This window comes from Longimicrobium sp., assembly GCF_036399255.1.
In the GTDB taxonomy this organism is placed as follows: domain Bacteria; phylum Gemmatimonadota; class Gemmatimonadetes; order Longimicrobiales; family Longimicrobiaceae; genus Longimicrobium.
Window position 1 is genome coordinate 1 of record NZ_DASWNM010000004.1, and the last position, 12,957, is coordinate 12,957.

The following is a 12,957-nucleotide window of genomic DNA, read 5'->3' on the forward strand; positions in this document are numbered from 1 at the left end:
GACCTGGTTGGAGTATCACCAGTGTGTGAGTGGAGGTGTCGGCGCGACCCTCGGGCGCCCCCTCCGGGCTCGCACCACTCGCCCACCTCCCCAAAACTGCTGGGGGAGGTTGAGGGTGCGGACGGATCAGGGCTCGGCGAAGCACCGGACTGCGCCCGACGCGGCCCCCCACCCCCGGCCCCTCCCCCCTCGTTCCTCGGGGAGAGGGGAGAATTCGATCCCGCTCCGGATAGCCTGTCGGGCGCGTCACCTCTCCCCCAGAGATTTTTGGGGGAGAGGCCGGGAGAGGGGGCGCCCGCGGACGCAGTTCGATCCCGTTCGACGCGCCCCGTTCACCCCTTCACCCGTTCACGAATCCGGCTCCGTCGTCAGCAGGTCCTCGTGCAGATCCGGGATCACGCGGCCCGTCAGCACCAGGTCGCCGCCCACCTCCGTCAGCAGCCATCCCGGCATCCCCTCCCCCACCCGCGGATCGTGGCCTTCATCCACCGTCTGCACGGCGTCGAAGGCGGTGTGCAGGAAGACCGCCCGCGCCACTTCCTTCAGGTCCTCCGGATCCGCGCCCGCGGCGAGGATTCGCCGCACCGCCTGCTGCGCGGCGAAAAAGGGCGGATCCGCGTCCTCATCCGGCACCTCCTCGTGCGGCGCCGCGGAGACGAGCGTGGGCTCGTCGTCATCCTCCTCGCCTACCGGACCCTCGTCCGGAACGATCTCGGCGAACCACTCCTCGGGCGGCTGCGTCCACTGCCAGGCACCGCGCCACAGGCGGCGGAGAAAGATGAACCGCGCGAGCTGCGGGATGTCGTCCTCCACCTCCGACGCAGCCCACCCCTCCGGCTGCTCGGCGCCTGCCTCCCGGAACCGCTCCGCCAGCGCTTGGGCGCGGCGCTGGTCTTCCGGCGAGAGGTGCGCGAAGGCATCGCTCACCGGATCAGCCGCGCAAGCTCGCGGACGATGAGGTCGGCGGCGTCGGGCTGGCCGCGCTCCCTGGCCTTTGCCGCCAGCGCCGCGCGCTTTACCGGATCGTTGACGAGCGTCATCACCTCGCGCCACAGGCGGCCGCCGCCCAGCTCCTTTTCCTCCACCATCACCGCCGCGCCCGCCTCGGCAAGCGCCACCGCGTTGTGGTACTGGTGGTTGGCGGCGGCGGTGGGAAGCGGCACCAGGATCATGGGCACGCCCCAGGCGCACAGCTCGGCGGACGACATGGCGCCGGCGCGGCTGATGGCGAAGTCCGAAGACGCCAGCGCGCTGGGCATGTCTTCGATGTACGGCACCGCCTTGACCCACCCGGGACTTCCCAGGTCCGCCAGCGCGCTCTGCACACGGTCGAAGTTGCCGGTCCCGGTGGCCCACAGGATCTGGAAGTCGGGCGCCGCCTGCAGCCGCCCCTCCACCACCCCGCGCAGGTCCGCCAGCAGCGCCTCGTTCACCGCGCGCGCCCCCTGGCTGCCGCCCACGACGAGGCCGACGGTCCCGCCGCCCAGCCCGAACTTGGCCCGGGCCGCCGTCCGGTCCACCGAGAAGTCGGGCGGGCGGATGGGGTTTCCGAACTCGAAGATCTCGGTGCGCTTGCCGGGCTTCAGGTAGCGCCGCGCCTCGGGAAACGCCAGGTGCATCTGCCGCACGCGGCCGGCGACGATGCGCGTGACCACGCCGGGAAACGAGTTCTGCTCCTGCACCGCCGCGGGCACGCCGCGCAGCAGCCCGAACGCCACCGCCGGGCCGCTGGCGTATCCGCCCGTGCCGACGACGAGGTTGGGCCTGAACTCGCGGAAGATGCGGTTGAGCCCGGTGAACGACTGCGTCATCGCCGGGATCAGCCGCCAGTTCTGCCACGGCTTGGCGCGGCGGATGGGCTCCAGCGGCAGCAGCGAGTGCGGCACGCCCTTCTCCGGCAGCACGCGCGTCTCCACACCGCGCCGGGCGCCCACGAAGTGCACCTGCGCATTGGGATCCAGCCGCTGGAAGGCATCGCCCAGCGCCAGCGCGGGGTACAGGTGCCCGCCGGTTCCGCCGCCGGCGAACAGCACGCGAGGAGTGCTCATCGCACCGCCTCCCGCACCGGGCCGGAGCCCGAAGCTCGAGAGATCGCGATCAGGATTCCCACCGCGGCAAAGGAGGTCAGCAGCGCGCTGCGGCCGTACGACATGAACGGCAGCGCCACGCCGGTGGTGGGGAGCAGCGCCAGCGCCACGCCCATGTGCAGAAACGCGCTCACGGCGATCAGGTTGGTCATTCCGATGGCCAGCAGGTAGCCGAAGCGGTCCGGTGCCCGCGCCGCGATGCGGTAGCCGACGACCAGAAAGCCGCTGAACACGGCGACGACGAAGAGGATGCCCAGCAGCCCCCACTCTTCCGCGATCATGGAGAAGAGGAAGTCGTTGTGCGGCTCCGGAAGAAAGCCGTACTTCTGCCGGCTCTCGCCGAAGCCCACCCCGCCCACCCCGCCCGAGCCGATGGCGATGAGCGACTGGTGGATCTGGTAGCTCACCCCGCCGGTGTCGTGCGTGGGATCGAGGAACGCGGCGATGCGCCGCGCGCGGTAGCCCTCGCCCTGGATCAGCTTCCACAGCACCGGCACGGCCACCAGCCCCAGCAGGATGAAGTGGCCGATGCGGGCCCCGCCCGCGAACAGCACCAGCGACGCCAGCAGGACGATGAGCAGCGCCGCGCTCATGTTGGGCTGCTTGAGCACCAGCAGCACGATCGGCAGCCACACCACCAGGAAGGGCATCAGCCCCTTGCTGAGCGAGTGCAGCCGGTCCGCCTTCTTTACCGCCATCGCCGCCGTCCAGGCGATGATGGCGATCTTCATGAACTCCGAGGGCTGAATGCTGATCCCCAGGTTCAGCCAGCGGCGCGCGCCGTTGATGCGGGGCGCGATGGCCTCCGTTCCCGGCATCACGACGACCAGCAGCATCAGCGTGAGGACGCAGAGCATCGGCCAGGCGAGCAGGCGCCAGCGGCGGTAGTCCATGCGCGACACGACCAGCGCCAGCACCGCGCCCGTCATCCCCCCGGTGAGCTGCTTGAGGGCGTAGAAGTGCCCCGGCTGCCCGTCGGACGCGGCGAGGAACGAGCTGGCGCTGTACATCTCCATCAGCCCGAAGGCGAAGGCGAAGGCGGTAAGGCCCACCAGCGCCCGCGACTCCCACGTCTCCACCGCGGCCACGGGAACGACGGTCGCCACGCGCTCCCGCGGCGTGACCGCGGGCTGCACGGGCTCCGCGTCGCGCTTGCGCCGTCCAAGCAGTCCGATTGCGATGCTGGTCATTCTACGCGCCCTCCCGGGCCAGCTGCGCGAAGCGCCGTCCGCGCTCCTCGTAGTTCCTGAACATGTCGAAGCTGCTGCACGCCGGGCTCAGCAGGACGGCGTCCCCCGGCCGCGCGATCCGCCGCGCGTGCTCCACCACGGCCTCGAACGGCCCGTCCACCCGCTCCACCGGCGCCCTGCCCTCCAGGTCCGCGACGATGGTGGGTGCGGCCTCGCCGTACGCGATGATGGTCCGCACCCGCGCCAGGTCCGGCAGCAGCTCGGTGTAGGGCTCGCCCTTGTGCTTGCCGCCCAGGAGCAGGACCGTGGGCCGCGTCATCCCCCGCACCGCCACGCGGGTGGAGGCGATGTTGGTGGCCTTGCTGTCGTTGATCCACAGCACGCCGTCCACCTCGCCCACCGGCTCCAGGCGGTGCTCGGGCGCCTTGAAGGTCCGCAGCCCGTCGCAGATCCCCTGCACCGACGCCCCCGCCAGCCGCGCCGCCAGCGCCGCCGCCAGCGCGTTGGCCACGTTGTGCGGCCCCAGGATCTGCAGGTCGGCCGCGTCGCCCACGCGCTCGGTGCGCCCCGGCTCGGTGCGGATCAGCAGCTCGCCCGCGGAAAGCCAGCCGCCCAGCTCGTCCTCGGACGCCGGCGCCGACTCCACCCGGAAGTACAGCCGCGTTCCCGGCGCGTCGCCGATCAGCGTCCGCGCGCGCTCGTCCTCCGCGTTCAGGATCCAGCGGCTTTCCGCGGACGCGTTGGTGAAGAGGCGCGCCTTGTCGGCGTAGTAGTCCTCGACGCCGTCATACCAGTCCAGGTGGTCCGGCGCCAGGTTGGTGAGGATGCCGATCCGCGGCGTAAAGCGGTCGATCCCCGCCAGCTGGAACGAGCTGCATTCGACGACGGCCCACGCCGGCTGCGGCTCGCGCATCGCCAGCTCGCTGAGCGCCGTGCCGATGTTGCCGCCCGCCACCGCGTCCACGCCGTCCGCGCGCAGCAGGTGCTCGATCAGCCCCGTGACCGTCGTCTTGCCGTTGGTCCCCGTGATGGCGATGACGGGGCAGTCCAGCTGCTCGTAGGCGAACTCGATCTCCGGGATGGTCGGCACGCCGCGGATCGCCTCTTCCTTGAGCACCTTGGCCGTCGGCGGGATGCCGGGGGAAAGGACGATGCGCGCGCACGCCGCCAGCCTGCCCAGGTCGTGCCCGCCGGTCTCCGCGTCGCCGCCCATCCCCCGCACCTGCTCCGCCGCCTGCCGCGCCAGCTCGGAATCACCCGCGTCGCTGGCGTAGACCGCGGCGCCTCGGCTCCGGGCCAGGCGCGCCGCGGCCAGCCCGCTGCGGGCCAGCCCCAGCACCCCCACCGTTTCCCCGGCCAGCGAGCGCGGCATCAGCGGATCTTGAGCGTGGCGAAGGCGGCCATGGCGCAGATGATCCCCATGATCCAGAAGCGGATGATCACCTTGCTCTCGTGCCAGCCGATCTGCTCGAAGTGGTGGTGCAGCGGCGCCATGCGAAAGATCCGCTTGCCCACCCCGGTCCTCGACTTGGTCCACTTGAAGTAGACCGTCTGCGTGGCCACGCTCAGCGCCTCGGCCACGAACACCGCGCCCACGATGGCCAGCAGGAACTCCGCCTTCAGCATCACCGCCACCGCGCCCAGCACGCCGCCGATGGCGAGCGACCCCGTATCGCCCATGAACACTTCCGCCGGGTGGGCGTTGAACCACAGGAAGCCCATGCATCCCCCGGCCAGCGCCAGGCAGAAGATCGTCAGCTCACCCGAGCCCGGCAGGTAGAACACGTTCAGGTAGTCCGACGCGTCCACGCGGCCCAGCAGGTACGCGAACACGCCGAAGGTGGCGCAGGCGATGGCGGACAGTCCGGCGGCCAATCCATCCAGCCCGTCCGTCAGGTTCACCGCGTTGCTGCAGCCGACGACGATGAAGGCCACCCAGAGGATGTAGAGCGGCCACCAGAACTCCATGTGGATGCTCTTGAAGAACGGGATCTGGGTCCACGTGGCCGGGATCTGCCCGCTGACCTCGAAGATCACCAGCACCGCGCCCAGCGCCAGCCCCATCCCCGCCTGCCCCAGGATCTTGTAGCGCCCCTTGAGCCCGCCGGTGTTCTTGCGGACGATCTTCAGGTAGTCGTCCAGGAATCCCACCGCGCCCAGCACGATCAGGGTGACCAGCGCCAGCACCGTGTACCAGTTGTCCAGCCGCGCCCACAGGAAGACGGGGATCACGGTGGACAGGATGATGAGCACGCCGCCCATGGTGGGCGTGCCGCTCTTGCCCAGGTGCGTCTGCGGGCCTTCGGTGCGCACCACCTGCCCCACCTTCAGCATCCGCAGCCGCGAGATGATGGCGGGCCCGAACCAGAAGGCCACCAGGAACGCCGTCACCACCGCCCCGGCCGCCCGGAAGGTCTGAAAGCGGAAGAGGTTGAAGGCGATGTTGTACTGCGCCAGCGGCACCAGCAGGTGGTACAGCACGGGTCAGCCCTCCGTCCGCAGGGTCTGCGGCTGTGCGGTGAAGTCGCGCTCGATCAGCGGCACCAGCCGCTCCAGCGCCACGCCGCGCGAGCCCTTGAGCAGCACCGTCTCGTTCCCCCGCATCGTGGGGCGCAGCGCCTCGTACGCCTGCACGGGGTCCTCGGCCGCGATCAGCCGCTCGCCCAGCTCAGAGTGGTTCTCCTCGAACGCGCGGACGAAGTCGCCCGTCGCCACCACGCGGTCGATGCCGTGCCCGACGAGCCCGGCCGCGTGCAGCGCCAGCTCGCGGTGCAGCTGCTCGGCGTGGTCGCCCAGCTCGCGCATGGTGCCGATGACGGCGATCTTCTCGCCCTCCGCCGGCACCGTCGCGAGAAGATCGAGCGCGGCGCGCATGCTGGGGGGATTGGCGTTGTAGCAGTCCGCGATCACCCCCACGGTGCCGATGCGCAGCCACTCGTTGCGCATCCTGGGCACCTTCATCGCCGCCAGCCCCTTCGCCGCCTCTTCGACCGACACGCCCCACTCGATGGCGACGCCCAGGGCGATGAGCGCGTTGCGGACGTTGTGCATCCCCGGAAGCGGCAGGTGGATGGGCACGCCGCGAAAGCTCCACTCCGTGCTGCCGTCCGGCCGAAAGCGCACCCCTTCCTTGCCGCCGTCGGGGAACAGGTCCGCGCGCTCGTCGAACCCCGCCACCCGCAGCCGCATTCCGCCGATGCGCGCCTGCGCGCCCGTGGGCAGCTCCGCCGGCTCGTCCGCCACGAAGGCCGTGCCCCCCGGCGCCAGCCCGTCGAAGATCGCCAGCTCCTCCCGCAGCACGCCCTCGACGGATCCCAATCCTTCGAGGTGCTCTTCGCCGATGGAGGTGATGATGGCCGCGTCGGGCTCGATGATGCGCGACAGCAGCGTGACCTCGCCCGGCTCGTTGGTCCCCGCCTCTACGATGGCGGCTTCCGCGTCGTCCGGGGCGGAGAGCAGGGTCAGCGGAACGCCGACCTGGTTGTTGAGGTTGGCCTCGGTCGCGTGGACGCGGTACGCGGGCGAAAGGACCGCGCGCAGCAGCTCCTTCGTCGTCGTCTTTCCGTTGCTCCCCGCCACGGCGACCACGCGGCCGCCCAGCGCCCGGCGCCGGTGCCGGCCCAGCCTGCCCAGCGCGTGCAGCGTGTCGGGGACCACGAACAGCGGCATCCCCTCGGGCGCGTTTGCGGGGACGCGGGAGACGACGGCGGCGGCGGCGCCCTGCTCGGCGGCCTGGGCCAGGTAGTCGTGCGCGTCGAAGTTGGCGCCCTGCAGCGCCACGAACAGCGACCCGCGCTCGATCTTGCGCGTGTCGGTGCTGATCCCCGAAAACTCCATGTCGCCCGCGGGAGACTCGGTCTCCAGCGCGCGGCGAACTTCAGCGGCAGTCCAGCGGAACCCGCTCAAACGTCACCTCCGGCGGCGGTCTGCAAGTCCGCGAGAAGCTCCTGCACGATGGCGCGCTCGTCGAACGGACGCTTTTCGGTGCCGACGATCTGGTAGGTCTCGTGGCCCTTGCCGGCCAGGAGAACCAGGTCGTCGGCGCGTCCTTCCGTGAGTGCTGTGCGGATGGCTTCCCGGCGGTCGGAAATGCGCAGCCGGGGTGCACTTCCCATGCCGCTTTCGATGCCGTCCAGGATCGTCTCGGGGTCCTCCGTGCGCGGGTTGTCGGAGGTGACGATGGCCAGGTCCGCGTGCGCCGCGGCAATGCGCCCCATCTCCCCCCGCTTTCCCGGATCACGGTCCCCGCCCGCGCCGAATACCACGATCAGCCGCCCGGAAACCAGGGGCCGCACCGCCTCCAGTGCCCGCTCCAGCGCGTCCGGCGTGTGCGCGTAGTCGCGCAGCACCGTGGCGCTCGCCGGCGGGCCCGCGATGCGCTCCAGCCGCCCCGGCACCTGCGGCAGCGTCCCCAGCGCCCCGGCGATGCGCTCCACCTCCCACCCCACGGACCAGAGCACCGCCGCCGCCGCCACCGCGTTCGACACGTTGAAGCCGCCGAAGATGGGGAGAGCCACCGGCGCGGTGCCGTCCGGCGTGCGCAGGGTGAACTCCATCCCCCCGGCGCCCACGCGCACCCCCTCCGCCGCCACGTCCGCGTCCCCCGCGCGCTCCACGCCGAACCGCACCGTCCGCCCGATCGGCGAAGCCACGCCGCGCCAGGCGTCGTCGTCCACGTTCAGCACGGCGGCGCCGGTGGGCTTCAGCAGGTGGAGGAGGCGCAGCTTGGCGTCGCGGTACGCCTCCATCGTGACGTGGTAGTCCAGGTGGTCGCGCGTGAGGTTGGTGAACACCGCCGCGTCGAACCGCGCCGCCGCCATCCGCGCCTGGTCCAGCGCGTGGGACGAAACCTCCATCGCCACCCGCTCCACCCCTTCGTCCAGAAAGCGGCGCAGCCAGCGCGCGGCCTCCACCGGCCCGGGCGTCGTCAGCCCCTCCGTCCCCGGGATCACCTCGCCGTCCGCCCCCACCGCCCCCAGTGTGCCCACGTAGCCGGCGGGCCCGTCCGCGGCGAGCAGGTGGCGCAGCATCGCCGCCGTCGTCGTCTTTCCGTTCGTCCCCGTGACGCCGACCAGCGTCATGTGCTCCCACGGGTCGCTGAAGAACTCCGCGGCGGCGTAGGCGGCGCCCAGGCGCCCGTCCGCCACGCAGAGCTGCGGGGTGGGGATGTCGGTCGCGCACTCCTCCACCACCACGCCCGCGGCGCCGGCGCTGAAGACCTGCGGGAGATACTGGTGGCTGTCGTTCGACGTCCCCTTCCACGCGCAGAACAGGGCGCCCACGCGCACCTGCCGCGAATCGGCCGTCACGTCCCACAGCTCGCGCATGGCGTGGCCGTCCGACAAACGCGCGGCGCCCGAGAGGAGGTCCTCGCGGGCGAGACGCGCCTCGACGGCGCCGAGCGTGGTATGGCGGTTGGTCATCGGCCTTCCCCCACAAGGACCAGCGTGTCGCCCCGGGCCACCGGCGCCCCCACCGCCGGCCGGGTGGCCGTGACGTATCCCGTTCCCCGCACCCGCACGTGCACCCCCAGCGCGTGCAGCCGCCGCGCCGCGTCCCGCAGCGGCAGCCCGGCCACGTCCGGCACCGGCACCGCGCCCCCCGTGGGCACCTCCGCCGCCCGCCGCAGCTCATCCGTCGATACGAAGACGTAGACGCCCTCCGCGCCCGGCGGCGGCGGATCCTCGCGCCGGCGACCCGGCGCGGGGGGCGGCGTCTGCGCGGGAAGGCGCGTGGCCAGCAGGCTGCGCCGGTCCAGCCCGGGCGAGCGCGCGGCCAGGATGGCCTGCAGCGTCTCGCGCGTCACCGGCGCGGCGGTCAGGCCGCCGTAGTACTCGCCGCGCGGCCGGTCCAGCTTCACCAGGATCGTCAGCTGCGGGTCGCGCGCCGGGAAGAAGCCCACGAAGGTGGAGTTGTACGCGCCGGACTCGTAGCGCCCGTCCGCCCCCGTCCGCCGCGCCGTCCCCGTCTTGCCCGCCACCTCGAAGGTCGCCAGCGAAGCCCGCGTCGCCGTCCCGTCGTCCACCACGGAGACGAGCACGTCGCGGATCTCCATCGCCACCGAGCGCGGGATCACGCGGCGCACCTCGCGCGGGTCGCGGCGCTCCAGCGTCTTTCCCCCCGCCGCGCGCACCTCGCGCACCAGCCGCGGCTCCATCAGCGATCCGCCGTTGGCGATGACGCTGTAGCCCAGCGCCAGCTGCAGCGGCGTCACGGAAACCTCGTATCCCGTCGCCAGCGACGACGGGGTCAGCTTGCTCCAGCGGTCCGGGCGCGGCAGCCGGCCCGAGGACTCGATGGGATAGTCCACCCCCGTGGGCGTGCCGAAGCCAAAGTCGCGCAGCAGGCCGAACTGCTGCCCCGGCTGCAGCCGCGGGACGAACTTCACCATGCCGATGTTGCTGCTTACGCGCAGCGCGTCGCGCAGGGTAAGCCAGTCGTACGCGTGCACGTCGGTGTGCACGCGGCCGTGCGGGTCCGTCCAGCGCCCGCCCTCGCCGTGCACGCGCTCCGACATCCGCGCGCGCCCGGTGGCGAGCAGCGTGGAGACGAAGAACGGCTTGAGCACCGACCCCGCCTCGTACGGCTCGATAAAGGCGCCCACGTCGCGCGCGCCGCCCTGCTTCTTCGACACCGCGGCCAGCACCTCGCCCGTGCGCGGATCGAGGAGAAGCAGCTCGCCACCGGAGGCGCCGGTGCTGTCGATGGCCTGGTCCAGCGCCGCGTCGGCGATCTCCTGCAGGTCGAAGTCGATGGTCAGGTAGACGTTGTTGCCGTCCGTGGCCTCCACCGCGGGAAGGGCGACGGACGCCTCCTTCTTGCCCCGCGCGTCGCGGCGCAGGATGCTGTAGCCGTCGCGTCCGCTGAGCGTCTCGTTCATCGACTGCTCGATGCCGCCCAGCGCCCGCCCGTCGCCGCTCACCCCGCCCAGCACTTCGCGCCCCACCCGGCCCTGCGGATAGAACCGCTCCAGCCGCCGCTCCCAGTGCAGCCCGCGCGCATCCCCCAGCGCCCGCCGCTGCTCCGCCGTAAAGCGCCCGGGAAGCACCACCCACTTGCGCTTGGGATCGGTCGCGCGACGGGCGGCGGCGCGCGAAAGCTCCAGCGCATCCGCCATCGCCCCCACCAGCGCGTTGCGGTCCGTCACCTCGTTGGGCGCGATGGCCAGGCCAAAGGTCTCGCGCGTGAGCGCCAGCGGCACGCCGTCGCGGTCCAGGATGGCGCCGCGGCGCGCCGGCAGCGGCACGCGCGCCTGCTGCTGGTCCGCTGCCACCTGCCGCCAGTGGTCCACCTCGAACGCCTGCAGGTACACGGCCTTTCCCACGACCAGCAGCGCCGCCAGGCCAATGCAGACGACCAGCAGGCGGCGGCGCGCGCGCAGGCGGTTCTCGTTGTCCCAGCCGCTGCGGGTGGGAAGGTGGGCGCTCACGGACGCTCCTCCAGCGCGCCCGCGGCGATGGGCAGCAGCACCACTTCGTCGTCACGCGCCACGTGCAGCCCCAGCCGCTGCTGCGCCACGCGGGTAATGCGGGCGCGGGTCTGCAGCGCCTGGATGCGGTTGGCCCACTCCACCCGCTCCGCCTCGGCGATGGACGTCTCGTTCTGGATGCGCGTCAGTTCCCGCTGCCGCGCCACCCCCTCCGTCTGCCGCCAGACCACGGACGACAGGGACGCGGCGACGGCCAGGATGAACGCGGCCTTGCCCACGAAGGCGCGGCGGCGCGCGCGCTTCTCCACGCGGCGCCCCTGCGGCTCTTCCCAGTGCGAGCCCTTTTCCACCGTGCGCCCACGCAGGGGCCCGCGCGGCGCGTCCAGCGCGTCCGTGCTCACGCGGCCCTCCACCCGCGCAGGTGCGCGCTGCGGGCGCGGGGATTGGCGGCGATCTCCTCGGGCGACGCGTCGGTCGGCTTGCGCGTCAGCGTAGTGCCCAGCGCGCGGCCGCGGCAGCTGCACACGGGAAAGCCCGGCGGGCACACGCACTGCTGGCTCCAGTCGCGGAACGCGTTCTTCACCAGGCGGTCCTCCAGCGAGTGGTAGCTCAGGATCGCGAAGACGCCGCCCGGCGCCAGCGCGTCGCGAAAGCGCTCCAGCGCGCGCTCCAGCGACTCGATCTCGTGGTTGACGGCGATGCGCAGCGCCTGGAAGATGCGCGCGCGGTCGCCTGGCTCGGTGCGCGGCCCCAGCGCGCGGTCGATGGCGCTCAGCAGCTGGTCGCTGGTCTCGAACGGCGCCTCCTCCCGCATTTCGGCGATGATGCGCGCCAGCTTTCGCGAGCGGCGCTCTTCGCCGTAGCGGTAGAACACGTTGGCGAGCTCCCCCTCGTCGAGCGTGTTCAGCAGATCGGCCGCGGAGGCTTCTCCGGCCGACGCCTGTCCCATCCGCATGTCCAGCGGCGCCCCGGCGCGAAAGGTGAAGCCGCGGGCATCCACGTCGATCTGGTGCGAGCTGATCCCCAGGTCCAGCAGCACCCCGTCCAGTGTCCCGTTTTCGATCCCGGCTTCATCCACCGCGTCCGCGAAGTTCGACCGCACCGGCCGAAACCGGTCCCCGAACCGCTCCAGCCGCTTCGACGCCTCCGCCAGCGCGTCGGGATCGCGGTCCACCCCGATCAGCCGTGCCTCCGGCCCGCGCTCCAGCAGCGCCTCCGCGTGTCCGCCTCCGCCCAGCGTGCCGTCCAGGAAGGTCCCGCCGCGCTCGGGGCGCAGCAGGTCCATCACCTCGCGCGCCATGACGGGCGCGTGGTAGCCGGAGGCGTATGGCAGCGTCACGCGGGCACGAGCGCGCCGCGGACGTTGCGGCGGGTAACCGTGGCGCGGCAGGCCCGGCAGCAGAACCAGTCCGTGCCCAGAAACGAGGCCAGCTCGCCCAGCGGCTCGAACGGGCCCACGTGCCGGTCCATCCCGCAGACGGGCGCGGGCGGCGGCAGCGTGCCGAACAGTGCCGGGTTGGCGGGATAGACCATGCGCGCTCCGGTGGATGAAAGGGTCAGGCGAAGATCTCGTGCGCCAGCAGCTCCTCGTCGGGCACTGCCTGCGCGGTAAGGGCGCCAAAGGTCTCGGGGTTCCACAGCTCGATGCGGTCGATGGCGCCCACGATGAGGGTGGGCCCCGCGATCCCCACCTCCTTCTGCATCCGCTGCGGCACCAGGATGCGCCCCTGCTTGTCGGGAACCACTTCCAGCGCGTTCGCGGTCACCCGCAGCACGTACGGCCGGGATTTGGGATTACGCCGCAGCATGTCGCGCAGGCGGTCCTCCATCTGGCTCCACACCGGGCGGGGAAAAAGCGTGAGCGAATCGGGGTTTACCTGCACCAGAATCAGCGGCTCTTCCCCCCCGTCTCGCCGAAACGAGGCGGGAAGGCTCAGCCGCCCCTTTTCGTCGATCTGGTGCGTGTAGCTCCCGAGGAAGCCGCTCATGGGGCTCCGGTGTACGCTCCCGCCATCCTGCTCCACTCTCCCCCACTTCTCCCCACCGTGCCCCACAAGCTAATGGCGCCGCCCCCCGCGTCAAGGCGAAGATATGCCGAACGGCCAGTGCGGGAGTGCGGGAGTGCGGGAGTGCGGGAGTGCGGGAGTGCGGGAGTGCGGGAGTGCGGGAGTGCGGGAGTGCGGGAGTGCGGGAGTGCGGGAGTGCGGGAGTGCGGGAGTGCGGGAGTGCGGGAGTGCGGGAGTGGGGGAGT

General features: G+C 72.0%; 12 protein-coding genes. All 12 read right to left on the bottom strand.

What is annotated here, in order from left to right:
* Positions 1 to 348: 348 nt before the first annotated feature.
* Genes VGC13_RS00315 through VGC13_RS00370 form a run of 12 tightly spaced genes read right to left on the bottom strand, consistent with a single transcriptional unit; the run spans position 349 to position 12,694 of the window.
* Complete coding sequence (locus VGC13_RS00315; protein WP_331123188.1) at positions 349 to 927, bottom strand: hypothetical protein; 579 nt, start codon at positions 925 to 927, stop codon at positions 349 to 351.
* On the bottom strand, positions 924 to 2,048 hold the full coding sequence (locus VGC13_RS00320) for a UDP-N-acetylglucosamine--N-acetylmuramyl-(pentapeptide) pyrophosphoryl-undecaprenol N-acetylglucosamine transferase (RefSeq protein ID WP_331123189.1): 1,125 nt from the start codon (positions 2,046 to 2,048) through the stop codon (positions 924 to 926). Before VGC13_RS00320 ends, VGC13_RS00315 begins: the two co-directional genes overlap by 4 nt.
* Positions 2,045 to 3,277 (bottom strand): putative peptidoglycan glycosyltransferase FtsW, encoded by a 1,233-nt coding sequence (locus VGC13_RS00325; RefSeq protein ID WP_331123190.1) that lies wholly within the window; start codon positions 3,275 to 3,277, stop codon positions 2,045 to 2,047. Before VGC13_RS00325 ends, VGC13_RS00320 begins: the two co-directional genes overlap by 4 nt.
* Position 3,278: 1 nt before the next feature.
* Positions 3,279 to 4,649, bottom strand: a complete 1,371-nt coding sequence (gene murD, locus VGC13_RS00330; RefSeq protein ID WP_331123191.1) for a UDP-N-acetylmuramoyl-L-alanine--D-glutamate ligase — start codon at positions 4,647 to 4,649, stop codon at positions 3,279 to 3,281.
* Positions 4,649 to 5,758 (bottom strand): phospho-N-acetylmuramoyl-pentapeptide-transferase, encoded by a 1,110-nt coding sequence (gene mraY / locus VGC13_RS00335; protein WP_331123192.1) that lies wholly within the window; start codon positions 5,756 to 5,758, stop codon positions 4,649 to 4,651. Before mraY ends, murD begins: the two co-directional genes overlap by 1 nt.
* Positions 5,759 to 5,761: 3 nt before the next feature.
* The gene (locus VGC13_RS00340) at positions 5,762 to 7,183 is read right to left on the bottom strand and encodes a UDP-N-acetylmuramoyl-tripeptide--D-alanyl-D-alanine ligase (protein ID WP_331123193.1); all 1,422 of its coding nucleotides are present in this window, start codon (positions 7,181 to 7,183) and stop codon (positions 5,762 to 5,764) included.
* On the bottom strand, positions 7,180 to 8,700 hold the full coding sequence (locus tag VGC13_RS00345; protein ID WP_331123194.1) for a UDP-N-acetylmuramoyl-L-alanyl-D-glutamate--2,6-diaminopimelate ligase: 1,521 nt from the start codon (positions 8,698 to 8,700) through the stop codon (positions 7,180 to 7,182). Before VGC13_RS00345 ends, VGC13_RS00340 begins: the two co-directional genes overlap by 4 nt.
* Positions 8,697 to 10,706: a penicillin-binding protein gene (locus VGC13_RS00350; protein WP_331123195.1), complete on the bottom strand. Its 2,010-nt coding sequence runs from the start codon at positions 10,704 to 10,706 to the stop codon at positions 8,697 to 8,699. The genes VGC13_RS00345 and VGC13_RS00350 overlap by 4 nt, the downstream gene beginning before the upstream one ends.
* A complete protein-coding gene (locus VGC13_RS00355; RefSeq protein ID WP_331123196.1) occupies positions 10,703 to 11,107 on the bottom strand; it encodes a hypothetical protein in 405 nt (134 codons plus the stop codon). The genes VGC13_RS00350 and VGC13_RS00355 overlap by 4 nt, the downstream gene beginning before the upstream one ends.
* Entirely contained in the window at positions 11,104 to 12,039 is a 936-nt protein-coding gene (gene rsmH / locus VGC13_RS00360) for a 16S rRNA (cytosine(1402)-N(4))-methyltransferase RsmH (RefSeq protein ID WP_349264162.1), read from the bottom strand. The genes VGC13_RS00355 and rsmH overlap by 4 nt, the downstream gene beginning before the upstream one ends.
* A gap of 2 nt (positions 12,040 to 12,041) precedes the next feature.
* Positions 12,042 to 12,239: a hypothetical protein gene (locus tag VGC13_RS00365; RefSeq protein WP_331123198.1), complete on the bottom strand. Its 198-nt coding sequence runs from the start codon at positions 12,237 to 12,239 to the stop codon at positions 12,042 to 12,044.
* A 23-nt stretch (positions 12,240 to 12,262) separates the two neighbouring features.
* Positions 12,263 to 12,694 carry a hypothetical protein gene (locus VGC13_RS00370; RefSeq protein WP_331123199.1) on the bottom strand — a complete coding sequence of 144 codons (432 nt, stop codon included), beginning with the start codon at positions 12,692 to 12,694 and terminating at the stop codon, positions 12,263 to 12,265.
* Positions 12,695 to 12,957 lie beyond the last annotated feature (263 nt).

Excerpts from the sequence above, each read along its gene's own strand:
- VGC13_RS00345 (WP_331123194.1), bottom strand. The coding sequence starts at position 8,700 with ATGACCAACCGCCATACCACGCTCGGCGCCGTCGAGGCGCGTCTCGCC.
- VGC13_RS00370 (WP_331123199.1), bottom strand. The coding sequence starts at position 12,694 with ATGAGCGGCTTCCTCGGGAGCTACACGCACCAGATCGACGAAAAGGGG.
- VGC13_RS00325 (WP_331123190.1), bottom strand. The coding sequence starts at position 3,277 with ATGACCAGCATCGCAATCGGACTGCTTGGACGGCGCAAGCGCGACGCG.
- murD (WP_331123191.1), bottom strand. The coding sequence starts at position 4,649 with ATGCCGCGCTCGCTGGCCGGGGAAACGGTGGGGGTGCTGGGGCTGGCC.
- VGC13_RS00365 (WP_331123198.1), bottom strand. The coding sequence starts at position 12,239 with ATGGTCTATCCCGCCAACCCGGCACTGTTCGGCACGCTGCCGCCGCCC.
- VGC13_RS00320 (WP_331123189.1), bottom strand. The coding sequence starts at position 2,048 with ATGAGCACTCCTCGCGTGCTGTTCGCCGGCGGCGGAACCGGCGGGCAC.